The 20113-nt window shown below is 60.9% G+C and carries 18 protein-coding genes; 4 read left to right on the plus strand and 14 right to left on the minus strand.

All coding sequences use genetic code 11. The annotated features are described in order from the left end of the window. Window positions 1-115: 115 nt before the first annotated feature. From AC1RDQ_RS18665 to leuS, 5 genes are all read right to left on the minus strand, one after another. Window positions 116-1438: a lytic murein transglycosylase gene (locus AC1RDQ_RS18665; RefSeq protein WP_492587849.1), complete on the minus strand. Its 1323-nt coding sequence runs from the start codon at window positions 1436-1438 to the stop codon at window positions 116-118. Between the two features lie 61 nt (window positions 1439-1499). Next, window positions 1500-1664 (minus strand): alternative ribosome rescue factor ArfA, encoded by a 165-nt coding sequence (gene arfA, locus AC1RDQ_RS18670; RefSeq protein WP_003228536.1) that lies wholly within the window; start codon window positions 1662-1664, stop codon window positions 1500-1502. 209 nt (window positions 1665-1873) lie between these two features. Further along, complete coding sequence (holA, locus tag AC1RDQ_RS18675) at window positions 1874-2911, minus strand: DNA polymerase III subunit delta (protein WP_492587850.1); 1038 nt, start codon at window positions 2909-2911, stop codon at window positions 1874-1876. A gap of 39 nt (window positions 2912-2950) precedes the next feature. After that, complete coding sequence (locus AC1RDQ_RS18680; protein WP_492587851.1) at window positions 2951-3556, minus strand: LPS-assembly lipoprotein LptE; 606 nt, start codon at window positions 3554-3556, stop codon at window positions 2951-2953. 87 nt (window positions 3557-3643) lie between these two features. Beyond that, window positions 3644-6250 (minus strand): leucine--tRNA ligase, encoded by a 2607-nt coding sequence (gene leuS / locus AC1RDQ_RS18685; protein ID WP_349736265.1) that lies wholly within the window; start codon window positions 6248-6250, stop codon window positions 3644-3646. A gap of 281 nt (window positions 6251-6531) precedes the next feature. On the opposite strand from leuS, the gene AC1RDQ_RS18690 reads away from it, so the two are divergent. Then, window positions 6532-6852 (plus strand): hypothetical protein, encoded by a 321-nt coding sequence (locus AC1RDQ_RS18690; RefSeq protein WP_057713165.1) that lies wholly within the window; start codon window positions 6532-6534, stop codon window positions 6850-6852. Window positions 6853-6956: 104 nt separating this feature from the next. Further along, window positions 6957-7718, plus strand: a complete 762-nt coding sequence (locus AC1RDQ_RS18695) for a YdcF family protein (RefSeq protein ID WP_090451588.1) — start codon at window positions 6957-6959, stop codon at window positions 7716-7718. 48 nt (window positions 7719-7766) lie between these two features. Here the strand turns inward: AC1RDQ_RS18695 and lnt are convergent, their stop codons facing one another. From lnt to miaB, 5 genes are all read right to left on the minus strand, one after another. Next, the gene (gene lnt, locus AC1RDQ_RS18700; RefSeq protein ID WP_492587852.1) at window positions 7767-9290 is read right to left on the minus strand and encodes an apolipoprotein N-acyltransferase; all 1524 of its coding nucleotides are present in this window, start codon (window positions 9288-9290) and stop codon (window positions 7767-7769) included. Between the two features lie 8 nt (window positions 9291-9298). Further along, complete coding sequence (locus AC1RDQ_RS18705) at window positions 9299-10138, minus strand: CorC family transporter (RefSeq protein WP_046028710.1); 840 nt, start codon at window positions 10136-10138, stop codon at window positions 9299-9301. A 5-nt stretch (window positions 10139-10143) separates the two neighbouring features. Further along, the gene (gene ybeY, locus AC1RDQ_RS18710; protein WP_154862122.1) at window positions 10144-10638 is read right to left on the minus strand and encodes an rRNA maturation RNase YbeY; all 495 of its coding nucleotides are present in this window, start codon (window positions 10636-10638) and stop codon (window positions 10144-10146) included. Further along, a complete protein-coding gene (locus AC1RDQ_RS18715; protein WP_008022966.1) occupies window positions 10631-11638 on the minus strand; it encodes a PhoH family protein in 1008 nt (335 codons plus the stop codon). The genes ybeY and AC1RDQ_RS18715 overlap by 8 nt, the downstream gene beginning before the upstream one ends. 224 nt (window positions 11639-11862) lie before the next feature. Continuing rightward, window positions 11863-13191, minus strand: coding sequence for a tRNA (N6-isopentenyl adenosine(37)-C2)-methylthiotransferase MiaB (gene miaB, locus AC1RDQ_RS18720; protein ID WP_492587853.1), 1329 nt, complete (start codon window positions 13189-13191; stop codon window positions 11863-11865). Window positions 13192-13325: 134 nt separating this feature from the next. Between miaB and AC1RDQ_RS18725 the strand changes: the two genes are divergently transcribed. Then, window positions 13326-13655, plus strand: coding sequence for a DUF1820 family protein (locus tag AC1RDQ_RS18725; protein WP_008052403.1), 330 nt, complete (start codon window positions 13326-13328; stop codon window positions 13653-13655). 130 nt (window positions 13656-13785) lie between these two features. On the opposite strand, the gene AC1RDQ_RS18730 is transcribed toward AC1RDQ_RS18725, so the two are convergent. The 4 genes from AC1RDQ_RS18730 to AC1RDQ_RS18745 form a co-directional block, all read right to left on the minus strand. Continuing rightward, complete coding sequence (locus AC1RDQ_RS18730; RefSeq protein ID WP_057713169.1) at window positions 13786-14340, minus strand: tetratricopeptide repeat protein; 555 nt, start codon at window positions 14338-14340, stop codon at window positions 13786-13788. A 224-nt stretch (window positions 14341-14564) separates the two neighbouring features. After that, window positions 14565-15848 carry a glutamate-1-semialdehyde 2,1-aminomutase gene (gene hemL, locus AC1RDQ_RS18735; protein ID WP_056728829.1) on the minus strand — a complete coding sequence of 428 codons (1284 nt, stop codon included), beginning with the start codon at window positions 15846-15848 and terminating at the stop codon, window positions 14565-14567. A 10-nt stretch (window positions 15849-15858) separates the two neighbouring features. After that, a complete protein-coding gene (thiE, locus tag AC1RDQ_RS18740) occupies window positions 15859-16482 on the minus strand; it encodes a thiamine phosphate synthase (RefSeq protein WP_057713170.1) in 624 nt (207 codons plus the stop codon). Window positions 16483-16513: 31 nt separating this feature from the next. Continuing rightward, entirely contained in the window at window positions 16514-17311 is a 798-nt protein-coding gene (locus AC1RDQ_RS18745; protein WP_057713171.1) for a hydroxymethylpyrimidine/phosphomethylpyrimidine kinase, read from the minus strand. A 395-nt stretch (window positions 17312-17706) separates the two neighbouring features. Here AC1RDQ_RS18745 and AC1RDQ_RS18750 point away from each other — a divergent pair, with 395 nt between their 5' ends. Next, the gene (locus AC1RDQ_RS18750; RefSeq protein ID WP_492587854.1) at window positions 17707-20091 is read left to right on the plus strand and encodes a 7TM diverse intracellular signaling domain-containing protein; all 2385 of its coding nucleotides are present in this window, start codon (window positions 17707-17709) and stop codon (window positions 20089-20091) included. Window positions 20092-20113: the final 22 nt, after the last annotated feature.

The following is a 20113-nucleotide window of genomic DNA, read 5'->3' on the forward strand; positions in this document are numbered from 1 at the left end:
TTTTATCGCCTGTCAGTCAGTCTTCGCGGGCAAGCCCGCTCCCACAGTGTTCGCGTCGTACACAAATCATGTGAACGCCCCTGAACCTGTGGGAGCGGGCTTGCCCGCGATGCTTTTAGCGGTTACGCAGTCCTTCGAGCAACTTGTGCGTCGGATACCCATCTGCCGGCCAGCCAAACGACTGTTGGGCGCTGCGGATAGCCTTGCGGGTGTTGGCGCCGATGATCCCGTCGGCGGTGCCGGCGTCATAGTTTTGCGCGCTCAATAGGCTTTGCAGCTCGATCCGCTCGGTACGGCTCAGAGGCAGGTCATCCTTTGGCCACGTACCGCTGATCAAGCCTGCGCCATTGAAGCGTTCGGACAACAGGCTCACCCCCAGGGCATAGGACGACGAATTGTTGTACTTGAGAATCGCACGAAAGTTGTCGAGCACAAGGAACGCCGGGCCGCGGTAGCCAGCCGGCAATAGCAGTGCCGCAGACAGTTGCTCCGAGCCTGCCGGGACCTGGCCACCGTTGGGCAGCGTAACGCCCAGTTGGCGCCACTCGGCAACACTCTTGCGAATCGTGCCATCGGCCAGTACGTAGTTGAAGCCGCTCGGCAGCTGGACTTCAAAGCCCCACGGCTGACCTCTCTGCCAGCCGGAGCTTTGCAGGTAATGCGCGGTCGAGGCCAGGGCATCAGCCGAACTGCTCCAGATATCGCGACGGCCGTCGCCGTCGAAATCGACGGCGTGGGTGTTGTAGGTGGTCGGGATGAACTGGGTCTGGCCCATGGCGCCGGCCCAGGAACCGAGCATCTTTTCGGGTTCGATGTCGCCTTGTTGCAGGATTTGCAGGGCCGCGATCAATTGCGCGTGGGCGAAGCCGGGACGGCGGCCTTCGTAGGCCAGGGTCGCCAGCGAGTTGATCACCGACTTGCTGCCCTGGAACTGGCCAAAATTGCTTTCCATGCCCCACACGGCCACCAGCGCCTGACGATCAACGCCATAACGCTGCTCGATGCCTTGCAGGATGTCGGCGTACTGGTCGATCAGTGACTGGCCTTTACGTACCCGCAGCGGCGACAACGCGCCATCGAGGTATTCCCACACCGGTTTTGCGAATTCCGGTTGGCTGCGATCGGCACGAATCACACTGGGGTCGAAGCTGACATTGGCGAAAGCGCGATCAAACAGATCGGCGCGGATACCGGCGGCCAGGGCATCCTTGCGGAAACCCGCCTGCCATTCGGAAAATGTCTGGGTAGGCTGGATGTCGAGGTTCTCACCCGTCGGAACCACCGGCGGAACAACCGCCGGGGCGGTAGCGACAGGAAGTGTCTGAAGCGGCTGAGCGTCGGCTGCGGTCGGTTTTTCCGCACAGGCGACAAGCAAAACAAGGCTGGAGGCAGCGATCAATTGGCGTAAGTGCCAACGATGGGGAAGACAAAAAGGCATGCACGGGTCCAGGGAATACGAATCAGGTACAGACCTTAACATGTTGAAGGGGGGTTCTGCTTTACGCAGCCAGAAAGTAAGAAGCCTCCCAGCTGTCAGACTGGAAGGCTTCGCGGCGGTAGCTGCCTTTGCCCTTGGTGGGGCGCTCCTGGCGGCTGCGGAACAATGGCTGGGCGATGATGGATTTGGCCTTGTTGGGGCCATGCTTTGATGGCTTTTTGCTCATGATGGTGCCTCGCAAGTGAGTGGTTTTTGCGGGGCAAATCATCGGCCGAAGTTGAGGGGCTGTCTAGTCCCGGTGGCTGTCGGAAAAAGCGCCGTTCTTTGTAGGAGCGAGCTTGCTCGCGAAGCACTTGAGGGCGCTGCGTTAAATCAGAAAGTCTGCGTTATCGTTAACGACCATCACGAGCAAGCTCGCTCCTACAGGGGGCGGTGTTATTCAGCGGGTAGGGTTAAGCGTTGCCCGGCCATCAACAACGTCAGCCGGCTCAGACTCATCCACGGCGAACCGGCCGCCTGGCCCTTGATCTGCGCGTCGATGCGCTGTGCTTCGAGCAGCAATTGCGCCCAGCGTTGCGCCGAGTAGCGTTGCAGGGCTTTGTTCATCAAGGGTTTTCGTTTGTCCCAGACCGGAGGTTTGGCCTGGCTGAAAGCCTTGTCCAGTGGCGTGCCCTGACTGTATTGCAGCGAAATATTGGCCAGCAGGCGCAACTCTCGGGCCAGGGCCCAGAGAATCACCGGCGGCTCGACGCCTTCGCCGCGCAACCCTTCGAGCATGCGCAAGGCATGGGCTGCTTCACCATTGAGAACCGCATCGGTCAGGCCAAAGACGTCGAAGCGCGCACTGTCGGCCACCGCAGCCTGCACGGTTTCAACGGTGATCTGACCATCTTCGGCCATCAGTTTGAGCTTTTCGATTTCCTGGGCGGCGGCCAGCAAGTTGCCCTCGACCCGTGCCGCAATCAGCTCAACGGCGTCCTGGCTGGCGGAAAGCCCGGCCTGGGACAAACGTTGGCGGATCCAGCTTGGCAGTTGGGCGACATCGACCGGCCAGATCTGCACGAACTGGGTCTGTTGTCCTTCGACCAGCGCCTTGCCCCACTTGGTTTTCTGTGCGCTGCCATCGAGTTTCGGCAAGCTGATCAGCAGCACGGTGTCGTCGGCCGGGCGCGAGCAGTACTCGATCAGCGCGGCAGCGCCCTTGTCGCCGGGTTTGCCGGACGGCAGGCGCAGTTCCAGCAGGCGCTTTTCGGCGAACAGCGACATGCTGGCACCGGCTTGCAGCAGCGTCCCCCAGTCGAAACTGGCGTCGGCGGCAAACACCTGGCGTTCATCGAATCCCTGCTGGCGGGCGGCAGTGCGAACAGCATCGGCCGCCTCCTGGCACAACAACGGGTCATCGCCGCTGATGATATAGACCGGCGCAAGGGCGCCTTGCAGGTGTTTGGCGAGTTGGGCGGGGGCGAGCTTCATAAGAGAGGGCGAACGGGGCGCACAGGCGCCCCGTAAGTCTTACTGCTGTGGCAGTTCGACAGGCGACTGACGCGGGGTTTCCGCTTCAGCCTTCTTTGCTGCTTCCAGCGCCGCGGCATCAGCCTTGGCCTTGGCTTCGGCAGTCTGCTGCAACTGGTCCAGTTGGGTGGGGCTCAGTTGTTCCAGGCGCAGCATCATGCGTTGAACCAACTCCCGGCGGCCTTCTGTCCGGGCAGTTTCAGCTTCTTGGTCAGAGCCCACCAAGTTGTTGCCGTCGTGCATATAGATCTTCTGCACTTCAAGCTTGTCGCTCAACAGGGGCAGATCGCCGCGACCACGGATGTCGTAGCTCAACACGGTGCTGACCTGGTACTCGCCGGCACGACCGGCACCTGCGTAGGTGAGGATGCGCTGGCTTTCCTGTTCATTGGTCAGTACCAGCTTGTAAGGAGCGCCGGTATAGACCTTGACGCCGCTGCCAATCAGTACCTGACGCAACTGGGTAACGGTTGGGCCATAAGCGTTACGGGCGCTCAGGTCGAGTTCCTTGATCGCCAGTTCATTGGTGCCGGTGCCGCGCAGCTGGAAACCGCAGGCGCTCAGCAGAACCGCGAGGCCCATCACCAGCAGATTGCGTTTGATCATCTTGTTGCTCCCCTTGAAACCATGTGGGCCGATCAAGCGGCCCGAAAGGTTTTACTCGGCGCCAGGCTCACCTGGCGCCTGATCCAATTAGCTGGCGACGATATTGACCAGTTTCCCGGGCACTACGATCACTTTACGAATGGTCAGACCGTCGACGAAGCGCAGCACGTTCTCGTTGGCACGGGCGGCGGCTTCGACTTCTTCACGGCTGGCGCTGGCCGGCATTTCGATGTGGCCACGCAGCTTGCCGTTGACCTGAATCACCAGTTGCAGGCTGTCCTGTACCAACGCACTGTCATCCACCACCGGCCAACCGGCGTCGATCACAGGATCGGCGTGACCCAGTTGATTCCACAGCTCGTGGCTGATGTGCGGCGTGATCGGAGCCAGCAACAGAGTCACGGTTTCCAGGCCTTCGTGAATCAGTGCGCGATCCTGGTCGGTGGCTTGTGCGGCTTTTTCCAGTACGTTCATCAGCGTCATCACCTGAGCGATGGCGGTGTTGAACTTGTGGTTCTGGCCGACGTCCTGGCTGGCCTGCTTGATGGCCAGGTGGATCGAGCGACGAACGGCTTTCTGCTCGTCATTCAGGCTGGCGACGTCCAGTTTGCCCGGCAGGCCCTGAGTGACGTGGGCTTGAGCCAGGCGCCAGACGCGCTTGAGGAAACGGTGCGAACCTTCGACGCCGGAGTCGGACCATTCCGCGCTCATGTCAGGTGGCGAGGCGAACATCATGAACAGGCGGCAGGTGTCTGCGCCGAACTGGTCGATCATCGACTGTGGGTCGACACCGTTGTTCTTCGACTTGGCCATCTTCTCGGTGCCACCGATTTCCACCGGCAAGCCGTCTGCTTTCAACTTGGCGCTGATGACCTTGGCCTTGCTGTCACGCTCAAGCTCGACGTCCGCCGGGTTGAACCAGGTGTAAGCGCCATTGGCTTCGCGGCGATAGTAAGTCTCGGCGATCACCATGCCCTGGGTCAGCAGGTTCTTGAACGGCTCGTTGGAGCTCACCAGGCCTTCGTCGCGCATCAGCTTGTGGAAGAAGCGCGCATAGAGCAGGTGAAGAATCGCGTGTTCGATACCGCCGATGTACTGATCCACCGGCAGCCAGTGGTCGGCCGCCGATTTTTCCACCAGGCCGCCTTCAAAGTGCGGCGAGGCGTAGCGGGCGTAGTACCACGAGGACTCGACGAAGGTGTCCATGGTGTCGGTTTCACGCTTGGCAGGCTGGCCGCATTTAGGGCAGCTGCACTCGTAGAACTCGGGCATGCGCGCCAGTGGCGAACCGGCGCCATCGGGTACGACGTCTTCCGGCAGCACGACAGGCAGTTGATCTTCCGGTACCGGCACGTCACCGCAGGTGCCGCAGTGGATGATCGGGATCGGGCAGCCCCAGTAGCGCTGGCGGCTGATGCCCCAGTCGCGCAGACGGAACTGGGTACGCGAGGCGCCCAGTTCTTTCTTGATCAGCGCGACTTCGATAGCGTCGAAGGCGCCCGCGAAGTCCAGGTCGTCGAACTCGCCGGAATTGATCAGCGTGCCGTACTCGCCGTAGGCGTCTTGCCATGGCGCCGGGTTGCTGTCACCGGAGCTGGTGCGCACCACGGATTTGACCGGCAGGTTGTATTTGTGGGCGAATTCGAAATCGCGCTCGTCGTGGGCAGGAACAGCCATGACCGCGCCGTCGCCGTAATGCATCAGCACGTAGTTGGCGACCCATACCGGTAGCTTTTCACCGGTCAATGGGTGCTCAACGAACAGGCCGGTCGGCAGGCCTTTTTTCTCTTGAGTCGCAACGTCGGCTTCCGCAACGCTGCCGCCCTTGCATTCAGCGATGAACGCTTGCAGCTCAGGGTTGTTCTGTGCGGCCAGGGTCGCCAGGTGGTGCTCGGCGGCGACGGCGACGTAGGTCGCGCCCATCAGGGTGTCCGGACGGGTGGTGAAGACTTTCAGCGCGCCCGCTTCGCCGATGGAATCGACGTTGTACGGGAACTGCACTTCCATGCCGCGGGACTTGCCGATCCAGTTGCGCTGCATGGTCTTGACCTGTTCAGGCCAGCCAGTCAGTTCGTCCAGGCTCTCCAGCAGTTCATCCGCGTAGGCGGTGATCTTGAAGTAGTACATCGGGATTTCGCGCTTTTCGATCAGCGCGCCGGAACGCCAGCCGCGACCGTCGATCACCTGTTCGTTGGCCAGGACGGTCTGGTCGACCGGGTCCCAGTTCACGGTGCCGCTTTTTTTGTAGATCACGCCTTTTTCGAACAGGCGGGTGAACAGCCATTGTTCCCAGCGGTAGTAATCGGGCTTGCAGGTGGTCACTTCACGCGACCAGTCCACCGCCAGGCCCAGGCTGCGCAGCTGGGATTTCATGTAGGCAATGTTTTCGTAGGTCCACTTGGCGGGCGCTACGTTGTTCTTCATCGCGGCGTTTTCCGCCGGCATGCCGAAGGCGTCCCAACCCATGGGTTGCAGAACGTTCTTGCCTTGCATGCGCTGGTAGCGGGAGATCACGTCGCCGATGGTGTAGTTGCGCACGTGCCCCATGTGTAGCTTGCCGCTGGGGTAAGGGAACATCGACAGGCAGTAGTAAGTCTCCTTGCCTGGCTGTTCGCTGACTTCAAAGGACTTTTGCTCGTCCCAGAACGACTGGGCGGCGGCTTCGATTTCACGGGGCTGATATTGTTCGTGCATGGCTACTTTTGAACTGAATAGGGGTGGCCTAATCCTCTTCAATGCAACGCTGGACGCTGATCACGCCGCATTGGCGTTTTCGATGTCCAGCCGAGCTGGAAGTGGAGTTACAGGAAGCGCCGTAGCATACATGACCGCGCTCTACCGAGGGAAACCCTGATTGCTGCCGCGCGTCCCGCAAAAGCCGCCGCGAGGGCCGTTGGTCGCGGCGCTCAGCCGGTTTGTTCATGGAAGCTAAGCTCTAACTGGGGAGTAGGTCTTATCTTCCAATGAGGTGAGGGATGGTTGAGTCACAGCAAAAAGCTACAAAACCGGAGCTGTACGAAAGGCTGATCGATCGTTTGGCCCTGGCCTTGGAAGCGGCAAGAACTGCTGGCCGGTTGCGCGACGTACGCCCTCTGGAACTGGAACTGCGTGGCCTGAGCTCCGCAGAGTTTGCATTGATCAAGGCGTATCTGGATCGCAGTGAGCGTGAGACGCACGGATGCTTGTCAGAGGCGATAAAGCAACTCGACGCACCACGTTCGGCCAAGATCATCTGGCTCAAGGACAAGGTTCCCGGCAGAGACGCGGTAAAGGTCCGGTCTTTGCAGTTCAAATAAGACGCAGAGCCGTGCTCAATGGTTTTTTGAAGCATAGTTCTTCTGTATTGATTGTCGCATTGCGCTAACCCACTTAGGCTTCGGGCATCTCCAGGAGATGCTCGATGCCTTTTCGTTACTTTGTAAAACAACTTCTTTTGCCCCCCGGCATTCTATTGCTGCTGCTTTTGCTTGCCTGGTGGTTGCGCCGCTCAAGGCCAAGGCTCGCCGGTGTGTGCTTTGCACTGGGGCTGGGTGGTCTTTGGCTGATGAGCCTGCCGGTGGTGGTGCAGTGGAGTGCCCGCCTGCTCGAGCGCGAGCCACCGCTGGCCCGCGACGAATGGGCAGTGCTGGGGCAGCGCGCGGACGCCATCGTCGTCCTTGGTTCCGGGCGCGAGCGCGGTGACGTGGCCTGGGGTGCCGACCAGCCCACGGGTGTAGGCCTGGAGCGCCAGCGTTTTGCCGCGCGACTGACCAAGGCTTCCGGCCTGCCGGTACTGACCAGCGGCGGCTTGCATTACGGCACTCCGCCAAGCGAAGCGCAGATGATGGCTGACTCCTTGCGCGACGATTTTGGCGTGACCGTGCGCTGGCAGGAAGGGCACAGCCGCACGACCTGGGAAAATGCGCAGTTCAGCGCCCAGGTGTTGCTGCCACAGGGCATCAAACGTGTGGTGCTCGTGACTCATGCCGGGCATATGCCACGAGCGGTCTGGAGTTTCCGCAAGGCCGGGTTTGAGGTGGTGCCGGCGCCGGTAGGGTTTCTGAGCGGCGACAATGCGCGGCCACTGGGAGGCTGGATGCCGGAGTACAAGGCGATCTGGCAGAACGGGCAGTTGATGAACGAGGCGGTGGGGCAGATCGGTTATTCGTTGTTCTATCGTTGAGCGCTAATCCCTGTGGCGAGGGAGCAAGCTCCCTCGCCACAAATGATTTCAGACAGTCTTCGCCATCCGGCTCGCAACCAGCGCCCAGCCAAACAACAACACGCAGAGAATGAGCAATGGCCACGAACGCCATTCCAGGTACGGCGTGAGGTTGTGCATCGGCACCACTTCGCCATACAGGATGCCGCGTTCGAACTGCGGGATCTGATCGGTAATCTGACCGAACGGGTTGATCAGGCCGGACACGCCGTTGTTGGTGGCGCGGATCATCCAGCGGCCGGCCTCCAGCGCACGCATCTGCGCCATCTGCAGGTGTTGCAGCGGACCGATGGAGGTGCCGAACCAGGTGTCGTTGCTGATGGTCAGCAACAGGTCGCTGCGGGCGGCAAGGCTGGCGGCGAATTCCGGGTACACCACCTCATAACAGATGTACGGCGCGATCTGATAACCCTTGGCTTGCAGCAGCGGCTGGTCAGATGGTCCGCGGGCAAAGTCCGACATCGGCAGATCGAAGAAGGCGATCAGCCCGCGCAACACATCCTCCAGCGGAACATATTCACCAAACGGCACCAGTTTTTGCTTGAGGTAGGTGCCGTCGCCTTCGCCGACAACGGTGATGCCATTGAAGAAGCGCTTCTCGTGGTGGACCTCCATGCGGACCGGGACGCCGGTAATCAGCGCCGATTTACGCTCGGCCGCGAAGCTGCCCATCATGTTCAGGTAGCCCTCGGCGGACTCCTTGAGCACCGGGATCGCCGTTTCCGGCCAGATGAGAAGGTCGACTCGCCTGGAGCTGAAACTCATGTCGCGATACAGCGCCAGTTGCGCGTTGAGCTGCGTCGGGTCCCACTTCATGCTTTGTTCGATGTTGCCCTGAATGGCGGCGACGCTCAGTGGCGGGCCCGACGGGCTGGTCCAGGCGTGGTGCTTGAGCGCGATGCCGGCCAGCCACGGGCCGACCAGCAGCAAAACACCGGCAGCGATGAAGCCTTTGCGCCCCGTGCGAACCAGGCGCATGCCGTTGTAGATCAACGCAGCTGTCAGGGCCAGGGTAAAGGAAATCAGCCACATCCCGCCGACAGGCGCGAGCCCGGCCAGCGGGCCATCGAGCTGGCTGTACCCGGAATACAGCCACGGGAAACCTGTCAGGAACCAGCCGCGGAAGGCTTCCTGGCCGACCCACAGCGCTGCGAAGGCCAGGGCGTCGGCCAGCGGCGCTTCATTTCGGCGTAGCCAGCGCGCCCATATCCAGGCGGGCAGGGCAAAGAACCAGGCAATTGCCGCCGTGAAGAGCAGCATCAGGAAACCGGCCAGCAATACCGACGCGCCGCCGAAGTGGTGAATGCTGTAGTAGATCCAGCTGGTGCCGGCACCGAACAGGCCGAAACCGAAAAACCAGCCGCGCCCTAGTGCCTGACGTGGGCTCAGCTCGCGCAGGCCGGCATAGAACAGGCCGACGGCGAGCAGTGCCAGGGGCCAGATATCGAACGGCGCCAGGGCCAGTGTGGTGATTGCACCGGCCGCCACGGCCAGCAGGTTACCGGGCCAGCCGGGGCGGGTTGTCCAGCGCATTTCAATCCTTAGCGAGCAATGGGCGTCAGGCGAAGCAAGTGAATCCGACGGCTGTCGGCGTTCAGGATGCGGAAGCGGTACGGGCCGATTTCAGTGATTTCGTTGCGTTTTGGCAAATGCCCGAACGCGCTCATCACCAGGCCGCCAACGGTGTCGAATTCGTCGTCGGAGAACTCGCTGTCGAAAAACTCGTTGAAGTTCTCGATCGGTGTCAGGGCCTTGATCAGGAAATCACCGCTGGGCAGCGGCTTGATGTAGCTGTCTTCTTCGACGTCGTGTTCGTCTTCGATGTCGCCGACGATCTGTTCCAGCACGTCCTCGATGGTCACCAGGCCTGCCACGCCGCCGTATTCGTCAATGACGATGGCCATGTGGTTGTGGTTGGCGCGAAACTCGCGCAGCAGCACGTTAAGGCGCTTGGACTCCGGCACGAAGGTGGCTGGGCGCAGCAGGTCCTTGATGTTGAAGCTGTCGCCGTTCTCCCTGAGGATCAACGGCAGCAAGTCCTTGGCCAGCAACACGCCCATCACGTCATCATGGCTTTCGCCGATCACCGGGTAGCGGGAGTGGGCCGAGTCGACCACGGCAGGCAGGAACTCGCGCGGTGTCTGGGTCGCCTTGATGCTGACCATCTGCGAGCGCGGGACCATGATGTCCCGGACCTGCAAGTCAGCCACCTGGATGGCGCCTTCGACGATGGCCAGCGCTTCACTGTCCAACAGTTTGTTCTGGTGTGCATCGCGCAGCAGCTCCAGCAGCTCCTGGCGGTTTTTCGGCTCGTGGGCAAAAGCCTGGGTGAGCTTACCCAGCCATGACTTCTGCCCGTTGCTCGATCGATCTTCGCTCATAGCGATTACTCTGAATCCTTTGTTGTTTCGGTAGGGAATGCGTCGGTTTCGTCGTCCGCGTACGGATCGGGAAAGCCCAGTTCTGCAAGCAACGTTCGTTCCAGTGCTTCCATTTCTTCGGCTTCTTCGTCATCAATATGGTCGTAACCAAGCAGATGCAAGCAGCCGTGAATCACCAGGTGCGCCCAATGGGCCTTGAGCTCCTTGCCCTGTTCAGCGGCTTCACGCTCGACCACGGCCACGCAGATCACCAGATCGCCCAGCAGCGGGATGTCGAGGAACTCATCCGGCACGTCGGCCGGGAATGACAAGACGTTAGTTGCGTAGTCCTTTTGCCGCCAGGTGTGGTTCAGCTCGCGTCCTTCGGCTTCGTCGACCAGACGAATGGTCATCTCCGAGTCGGCGGTGCGCTGGCGCAGGGCCAGTTCGCACCACTGGCGGAACTCGGCCTCGCCGGGGGCGCAGGCTTCGGTAGCGATTTGCAGGTCAAGCTCAAGCATCGCGGCGGCTATCCTTGGCGGCGGCATCATCGGCCGCTTTGGTTTCGAAGCGCTCGTAGGCTTCGACGATGCGCTGCACCAGTGGGTGGCGCACGACGTCCTTGGGCTGGAAGTGGGTGAAGCTGATCCCCGGCACATCCTTGAGCACTTCAATCACGTGGTGCAGGCCGGACTTGGTGCCGCGTGGCAGGTCGACCTGGGTGATGTCCCCGGTGATGACGGCCGTGGAGCCGAAGCCGATCCGGGTCAGGAACATCTTCATTTGCTCGACCGTGGTGTTCTGGCTTTCGTCGAGAATGATGAAGCTGTTGTTCAGCGTGCGGCCGCGCATGTAGGCCAGCGGCGCGACTTCGATCACCTGGCGCTCGATCAGCTTGGCGACGTATTCGAAGCCGAGCATTTCGTAGAGCGCGTCGTAGAGCGGGCGCAGGTACGGGTCGATTTTTTGCGACAGGTCGCCGGGCAGGAAGCCGAGTTTTTCACCCGCTTCGACCGCCGGACGAACCAGCAGGATGCGGCGAATCTGCTCGCGCTCCAGTGCATCCACCGCGCAGGCGACAGCCAGGTAGGTCTTGCCGGTACCGGCCGGGCCGATGCCGAAGTTGATATCGTTACCGAGGATTTCCTTCACGTAGCGCAGCTGATTCAAGCCACGGGGGCGAATCATGCCTTTCTTGGTGCGCAGGGCCACGGACGGTTCGGCGGGGGAGTGGTTGTCCAGCTGCTCGACGGCCGATTCCTGCAGGAACAGGTGCACCATGTCCGGCGACAGCTCGGTACCCTTGGTTTCCCGGTACAGGCGGCGCAGGAGGTTTTCCGCGGAGGTGGTGTGTTTGGGTTCGCCGATCAGCTCGAACTGGTTTCCGCGATTGCGGATCTCGATGGTCAGGCGCTGTTCGATCAAGCGCAAATGCTCGTCGAATTGCCCGCACAGATTGGCGAAGCGGCGAGCTTCAAAAGGCTCGAGGATGAAACGATGTGGTTCTATGGGTGCGTTCAAGGTCGTATTTAGCCGCCCTGGGGCAATGGTGATGAGTTCAAGGATAGCGCCAGTGGCGTGGGTGCGAAAGCTCTTAAATAAGATGCAGGAATTTGGCACTTAAACTGTGGCGAGGGGGCTTGCCCCCGTTCGACTGCGAAGCAGTCGCAAAATCTTGGGACCGCTTCGCGATCCAGCGGGGGCAAGCCCCCTCGCCACAAAAGCTCCCACAGTGGAATGCAGTGTTACTGGATCAGCGAGCCCCGCAGCGAGTGCGGCTGGGCGGCATCGATGTGCACGTCCGCGAACTGGCCGATCAGGGTCGGATTGTCGCAGCGGAAGTTGACGATACGATTATTCTCGGTCCGGCCTTGGAGCTCGCCCGGGTCCTTTTTCGAGTAATCGGTCACCAGGATTCGCTGGATCGAGCCGACCATTTGTCGGCTGATCTCGAAACCTTGCTGGTTCAAGCGATGCTGCAGGGCATTCAGGCGTTCTTTCTTCAGCTCTTCCGGAGTGTCGTCGGCCAGATCGGCGGCCGGTGTGCCCGGGCGCTGGCTGTAGACGAACGAGTAGGAAAAGTCGAAGCCGACGTCGGCAATCAGCTTCATGGTTTGCTCGAAGTCTTTCTCGGTCTCGCCGGGGAAGCCGACGATGAAGTCCGAGCTGATGCAGATTCCCGGCACGGCGGCGCGCAGTTTGCGCAGTTTGGATTTGTATTCAAGCGCGGTGTGGTTGCGTTTCATCGCCGCGAGGATGCGGTCCGAGCCCGATTGCACCGGCAAGTGCAGGTGCTTGACCAGCTCCGGTACGTCGGCGTGGGCCTGGATCAGGCTGTCGGAGAACTCCAGCGGGTGCGACGTGGTGTAGCGGATGCGGTCGATGCCATCGACAGCCGCGACGACACGAATCAGGTCGGCCAGGTCGGCCAGGCGCCCGTCATGGGTGAGGCCGCGATAGCCGTTGACGTTCTGCCCCAGCAGCGTCACTTCCCGCACGCCGTTTTCGGCCAGGTGAATGATCTCGGCAATCACGTCGTCGAACGGCCGGCTGACCTCTTCACCGCGGGTGTAGGGCACCACGCAGAACGTGCAGTACTTGCTGCAACCTTCCATCACCGACACGTAAGCGCTCGGGCCGTCGATGCGGGGCTCGGGCAAGTGGTCGAACTTTTCGATTTCCGGGAACGAGACGTCGACTTGCGGCAGCTTGCTGATGCGCGCGGCGTCGATCATTTCCGGCAGACGGTGCAGGGTCTGCGGGCCGAAGACAACGTCGACGTACGGTGCGCGATCGCGAATGGCCGCGCCTTCCTGGCTGGCCACGCAACCGCCGACGGCGATCACCATGTCCGGGTTGGCCAGCTTCAGTTCGCGCCAGCGGCCGAGCTGGGAGTAGACACGATCCTGGGCGCGTTCGCGGATCGAGCAGGTGTTGAGCAGGATCACGTCGGCGTCTTCAGCGCGAGCGGTGACTTCCAGGGCCTGATGTTCGCCCAGCAGATCGACCATGCGCGAGCTGTCGTACTCGTTCATCTGGCAACCGTGGGTTTCGATGTAAAGCTTCTTGGCCATGGAATAGAGTCATCACGTGATTCAAAGAACCGCGCATTATAGGGAACATGTACCCAGGTTCCTACCGCTGCGCGTCCGATGGCTATGCTATAGTTCGCGCCCTCATTTTTATCCCCCGATGTGTTTCGCCCACCATGACCAAACGTGAAGCTCCAATCTACAAGGTGATTTTCCTCAACCAGGGCCAGGTGTTCGAAATGTACGCCAAGCAGATCTATCAAAGTGATCTGTGGGGCTTTCTGGAAGTGGAAGAGTTCGTCTTTGGCGAGCGCACGCAAGTGGTCGTCGATCCGAGCGAAGAAAAGCTCAAGGCTCAGTTCGAAGGCGTAGTGCGCAGTTTTGTGCCGATGCATTCGATCGTGCGTATCGATGAAGTCGAGCGAATGGGAACACCGAAAATCAGCGAAGCCCGTGGCGCGGTCGGCAATGTCATGCCGTTTCCGATGCCGATGCCTGAGAAGTAAGGCTCAAGACCGGATCGCCCCCAATCGCGAGCAAGCTCGCTCCCACAGTTGACCGAGTTCTCACATGGGAATGCAGTCGGATGTGGGAGCGAGCTTGCTCGCGATTGGGTCAGTCAGAACAACACGGAAGTCAGGGCAGTGGCGCGAACGGCGTACGCCCATCGGCGCTCTGCAATTCCATCAGGTATTTACGGAAAATTTGCCCGAGCACCTGGGTAGCAAGCTCCAGTTCTTCGCGGGGCATCTTTTCGGTGACTTCGTCGGCGGTGTCCAGGGCCTCTTCGGCGCCGTTGACCGCCGCCATCTTCAGCAGGATGTACGCCTGAACGTTATTGGCCGGCACGCCTTCGCCGTGGAAGAACATGGTGCCGAGTTTGAATTGTGCCTGGGCGTGGCCTTGCAGCGAGGCTTTTTCGAAATAGCTCAGGGCTTGATTGAGGTCGCGCGGCGTGTTTTTGCCTTCGTAGTAGAACTCACCCAACTCGTATTGCGCTTGCGCATCCCCTTCTTCCGACGCTTTCTGGCAGGCGGCGAGCGCCTGTTCCAGGTCTTGCGGCTGGGTATTGAGGGTGCAGCGACCCATCGCTGGGATTAACAACGAGTTGCCGCCTGCTTGTGCGTGCGCGAGCAGGGGCTGAAGAAGCAACAGGCAGCCCAGTGCAAGGGTGCGGCCGGTGCGGTTCATGGGAATCGACTTACCTCTGAAGGGCGCGCGGACCCATCGAGGGATCCAATAAGCGCGCATTATGAAATAAGCAGGGCCAACCTTACAAAGTCTTTACTCGTTTTTCTGCTGCACGGGAAATTTATCGCCCACTTTGCGGGGGATTATTAGCAGATGAGTAGGAAAAATCGTGGGAGCGTAGGCGAAAGCTGACGCTGGCAAGGGCCAGCGTCAGCATTTGAACGTTACTTCAAGGCCGCGAAGGCGCGCTCGGCGGCGTCCAGGGTCAGCTTCAGTTCAGCTTCGCCGTGGGCGATCGAAGTGAAACCGGCTTCGAATGCGCTCGGTGCCAGATACACGCCACCTTCGAGCATCAGGTGGAAGAAGCGGCCGAACAGGGCTGCGTCGCTGGCCATGACGTCATCGAAGGTTACGATGTCGTCGGCACCGCTGAAGTACAGGCCGAACATGCCGCCGGCCTGGGTGGTCACGAACGGAATGCCGGCCGCATCGGCGCGCTGTTGCAGGCCGTCGAGCAGGCGAGTGGTGTAGTCGGTCAGCTCGGCGTGGAAGCCCGGGCGGCTGATCAGGCGCAGGGTGGTCAGGCCGGCGGCCATCGCCAGCGGGTTACCGGACAGCGTACCGGCCTGGTACACCGGGCCCAGCGGGGCGATGCGCTGCATGATTTCGCGCTTGCCGCCGAAGCAGCCGACCGGCATGCCGCCACCGATGATCTTGCCGAAGGTGGTCAGGTCCGGCGTCACGCCGTAGTACGCCTGGGCACCGCCGAGGGCGACACGGAAACCGGTCATCACTTCGTCGAAAATCAGCACCACGCCGTGCTTGTCGCACAGGGTCCGCAGGCCTTCGAGGAAACCCGGTGCCGGCGGCACGCAGTTCATGTTGCCGGCCACTGGCTCGACGATGATGCAGGCCACGTCCTGGCCGACTTCGGCGAGCATGGTTTCTACCGCGTCGATGTCGTTGAACGGCAGGGTCAGGGTGTGTTTGGCGAATGCCGCCGGTACACCGGCCGAGCTCGGTACGCCTTGGGTCAGTGCGCCGGAACCGGCCTTGACCAGCAGGCTGTCGGAGTGACCGTGGTAGCAGCCTTCGAACTTGATGATGCTGTCGCGGCCGGTGAAGCCACGGGCCAGGCGAATGGCGCTCATGGTCGCTTCGGTGCCGGAGCTGACCATGCGCACCATTTCCATCGACGGCACGAGGGAGCAGACCAGGTCGGCCATCTGCGTTTCCATCTCGGTCGGGGCGCCGTAGGACAGGCCGTGCTCAAGCTGTTTGCGCACGGCGTCCAGCACGTCCGGGTGGCTGTGGCCGAGAATCATCGGGCCCCAGGAACCGACGTAATCCACATAGCGCTTGTCGTCTTCGTCGGTGACGTAGGCGCCTTCGGCGTGCTTGAAGAACAGTGGCGTGCCGCCGACGCTCTTGAACGCGCGAACCGGCGAGTTCACGCCACCGGGAATGTGTTTCTGGGCATTGGCAAACAGCGTTTCGGAACGAGACATGATCGGGCTCTCAGACTTTTAGTAATTCATTGAATGCGCGGGCGCGGCGGGTTACTTCAGCCGTGCTCTCGGCGCCAAACAGGCCATGCACCACGGCCAGCAGGTCGACACCATGGGCCACCAGCGGCGCGGCGTTTTCCAGGGTGATGCCGCCGATCGCGCAGATCGGCAGGTGCAGTTTGCTGCGTGCCTGGTCGAGCAGGTCGAGACTGCAGGTCGGGGCGCCGGGTTTGGTGTTGGAATTGAAGAAGCGGCCGAACGCGACGTAGCTGGCGCCTTCTTTGACGGCCTGTTCGGCGAGGTCGAGTTGCGCATGGCAGGTCGAACCGATGATTGCATCGCGACCCAGCAGGGCGCGGGTCGGAGACAATGGACCATCAGTTTGACCCAAGTGCACGCCGACATTCAGGCGTGCGGCCAACTCAGCGTCATCATTGATGATCAACCGGGTGTTGTAGCGTTCGCATAAATCACGCAAGGCTTCGGCTTCGCGCAGACGACGGGCTTCGTCACTGCTCTTGTCGCGGTATTGCAGCAAGGTGACGCCGCCTTCCAGCGCCGCCTCCACGTACTTGAGCAGCTTACCGTCCAGCAAATGGCTGTCGGTAATGGCGTACAGGCCACGTAGTTTCATCGGACAAGCCTCACCGCATTACAAATAGAAGTTACGAGCAGAAATCCAGTGGCAAGCGGCGCGGCACGAACTGGCCTTTGCCTAGTTGCTCGGCATCACGCAGGGTGCGCCATGTGTAGTTAAGCGCGGTCTGCACGGCACTGGCGAGGTTTTCGCCCTGGGCCAGACGACCGGCCAGCGCACTGGCCAGGGTGCAACCGGAACCGTGATAACTGCCCGGCAAACGCTGGCAGGTAAAGGTTTCGCGCAGACCGTCGCGGCTGTACAGGCGATTGTGGATTTCGGTTTCGTCGCCATGGCCGCCGGTGATCAGCAGGTGTTTGACGAACGGCAGGAGTTTTTCTGCGCACTCGTCCGCGGTGCCTTCGGGCAGTTCGGCGAGGATGCGGGCTTCGGGAAGGTTGGGGGTCGCAATGATCGAAAGGGGCAGCAGGCGTTCGCGCATGGCGTAGCCGACCTCGTCCTTGCCCAGGCGTCCGCCGCCGCCAGCGCGCAGCACCGGGTCGCAGACCACCGGCAAGTGCGGGTGCGCCGAAAGCAGTTCGACCACGGTGTCGACCATTTCCAGGGAACCGAGCATGCCCAGTTTGACGGCGGCGACTTCGGAGTCGTTGAGCACGGCATTGGCCTGGGCCAGTACCCACTCACGGTCCAGGACGCGGAAGTCAGTGACATTGACGGTGTCTTGCACGGTCAGGGCGGTGACGGCCGGAGCCGCATGGCAACCCTGTGCGAGCAGGGCTTCGATATCTGCCTGCAAGCCGGCGCCACCACTTGGGTCGTGGCCGGAGAGACAGAGGACAACGGGGCGAGAGCTGTAGATATTCATGGTGCGCGAGCTTACCACCAAACCTGTTTTTCGGGTGTTGTGGCAGTGTGTTTGGTCGATACATTGTGGCGAGGGGGCTTGCCCCCGTTGGGCAGCGAAGCGGCCCCAGTGACCCGTCAGGTTCATCGAGTCGGCTGGTTTTACGACTGCTTCGCAGCCGAACGGGGGCAAGCCCCCTCGCCACAGTGATATTCCTTTCATTGATAATCGTTCGTTGGTGTTGCTGGAACGCCCGTTCTAGAGCCTTTGTAGGAAAAATTTCTGTGGTTCTCATTGGCCATCAACGGCTATGCTAGAGTGGATCCAAACCAATAACAGGTGATACCGGTTTTACGTCTGCTCAAAAGGAATGGGGGGCTTCCTGACAGAACCGGACAGGCCACGCTGGGGCTTCAATGCGCTATTTGCTGATGTTGCTGTTGTGTTTGCCCCTCCTGGCAAACGCCGTCGAGTTCGATGAGTTCACTCAAAGCCTCCCCTTGGGCCGAACCCTGCAGGTCTATGAGGACGCAGGTGGTCAGGCGACCATCGCGGATATCCGTGCGCAAGCGGCGGCCGGCAACTTCAAGCCGCACCACAAAGATACGCTTAACGCCGGGTACTCGCGTTCGGTGTTCTGGCTGAAAATCGACCTGCATTACCGTCCAGCCAATCCGGCGGCGCAAAGGACCTGGCTGCTGGAACTGGCCTATCCGCCCCTCGATCATCTCGATCTCTATTTGCCTGATGCGGCCGGCAACTATCAGTTGGTCAGGCAGACCGGCGATGCCTTGCCCTTCGCCAGCCGCGAGATTCGTCAGAACAACTATCTGTTCGACCTGACGTTCAAGCCGGACCAGGCCGAAACCGTATTCATGCGCTTGCAAAGCGAAGGCTCGATCCAGGCGCCGGTAACCTTGTGGTCGAGCACCGCCTACCTCGAAGAGCAGCCCGTGCGCCTCTACGTACTGGGGCTGATCTACGGCGTACTGCTGGGGATGCTGGTCTACAACCTGTTCATCTACCTCAGCGTGCGCGACACCAGTTACCTCTACTACATCTTTTATATCGCCTCGTTCGGCTTGTATCAGCTGTCGGTAAACGGTGCGGCCGTGCAGTATTTCTGGCCGGACAATCCGTGGTGGGCTAACGCTGCGACGCCGTTTTTCATCGGCTGTGCGGGGCTGTTCGGCAGTCAGTTCGCCCGCAGTTTCCTGCAGATGGCTACCCACAGTCGCTGGCTTGACCGCTTGTTGCTGGCGCTGGTTGCCTTCAGTGGGCTGGTGATCGGCCTGTCATTGATGACCAGCTATGCCCTGACCTTGCGCCTGGCCACGGCCCTGGCGCTGACATTCACCGTGGTGATTTTTGCCGCCGGGATCTTTGCCTGGCTGCGGGGCCTGCGGGTGGCGCGGTATTTCATCATTGCCTGGTCGGCGTTTTTACTCGGTGGCATCGTCAATACGCTGATGGTGCTTGGATACCTGCCGAACGTGTTCCTGACCATGTATTCCAGTCAGATCGGCTCGGCCATCGAAGTGGCGTTGCTGTCCCTGGCGCTGGCCGACCGCATCAACGCGATGCGCGAGCAGCAGGCTCAAACCCTGTTCGACGCCAGCCAGAAGCTTGAAGTCCTCAACCAGCAACTGGCTCACAGTAACAAGCTCAAGGACGAGTTCCTTGCCACCCTGACCCACGAATTGCGCACGCCCATGAATGGTGTGATCGGTTCACTGGAGCTTATGCAGACGGTCGAGATGGACCAGGAACTCGAGTACTACCAGCAGACGGCTTCGGGGTCGGCGCGGGACATGATGCGCATGGTCAACGGCATCCTCACCCTCACCGAACTGCAGGCCGGCAAACTCAAGGCCTCGGCCGACACCTTCAGCTTGCGTGGCGTGGTCGAGGCACTGCGCACGCAGTTCGAGGGCAACGCATCGAGCAAGTCGCTGGACTTCAAGGTCGATGTCGCGCCAGGTGTGCCGGATCGCTTGCTCGGCGACAACGTCAAGATCGCGCAGTGCCTGGAATGCCTGCTGGATAACGCCATCAAATTCACAAAGGTCGGCGGTCTGGCGCTACGGGTGACCGGCAAGACCATCGAGCCCGACCGGCTGGCGTTGACCTTTGCGGTGATCGACACGGGCATTGGTTTCACCGATCTAGGGGAGGCCACGATGTATCAACGGTTCTTCCAGCTCGATGGCTCGATGACCCGTGAATACGGTGGCCTGGGGGTTGGCCTGGCGATTTGCCGACAGTTGGTCGAATTGCTCGGTGGGCGACTGACTCATCGCTCCGAGCCAGGGCGCGGCAGCCGGTTTCAGCTGGATGTGGAAGTCGGGTTGCCGGCGGCCGAACGTCCGGTGACGCCGTTGATGACCCGGGATTTTCCGCGCCTGCGCTTGCCCCAGGATTGTGCCGTGCTGTTGGTGGATGACAACGGCATCAGCCAGTTGGTGATGCGCGGCATGTTGCTCAAGCTGGGCTTTCGCGTACGTACGGCCAACAGCGTCGATGTCGCGCTCGATCTGTTGCAACGCGAAGTGTTTGACGCAGTGCTGGTCGATTGTCAGTTGCCGCTGCCGGACGGTGAGTCGGTGTGCTGCCGGATCCGCGCGTTACCCGGTTATGCCGAGCTGCCGTTGTTCATGATCGCCCTGAGCGGTGACCGAGAACGCTGCCCGACCGGCGCAGTGATTGATCACTTGAGCAAACCGGTGAAATTCGAAGACTTGCAGGCCGCGCTCTACCGCCGTGTGCTCTGCCCGAAACAGGGCGAAAGCGCCGACAGTTAGGCGTATATGACACTTTGATCGG

The organism is Pseudomonas sp. GW823-FHT02E01, from assembly GCF_058797535.1.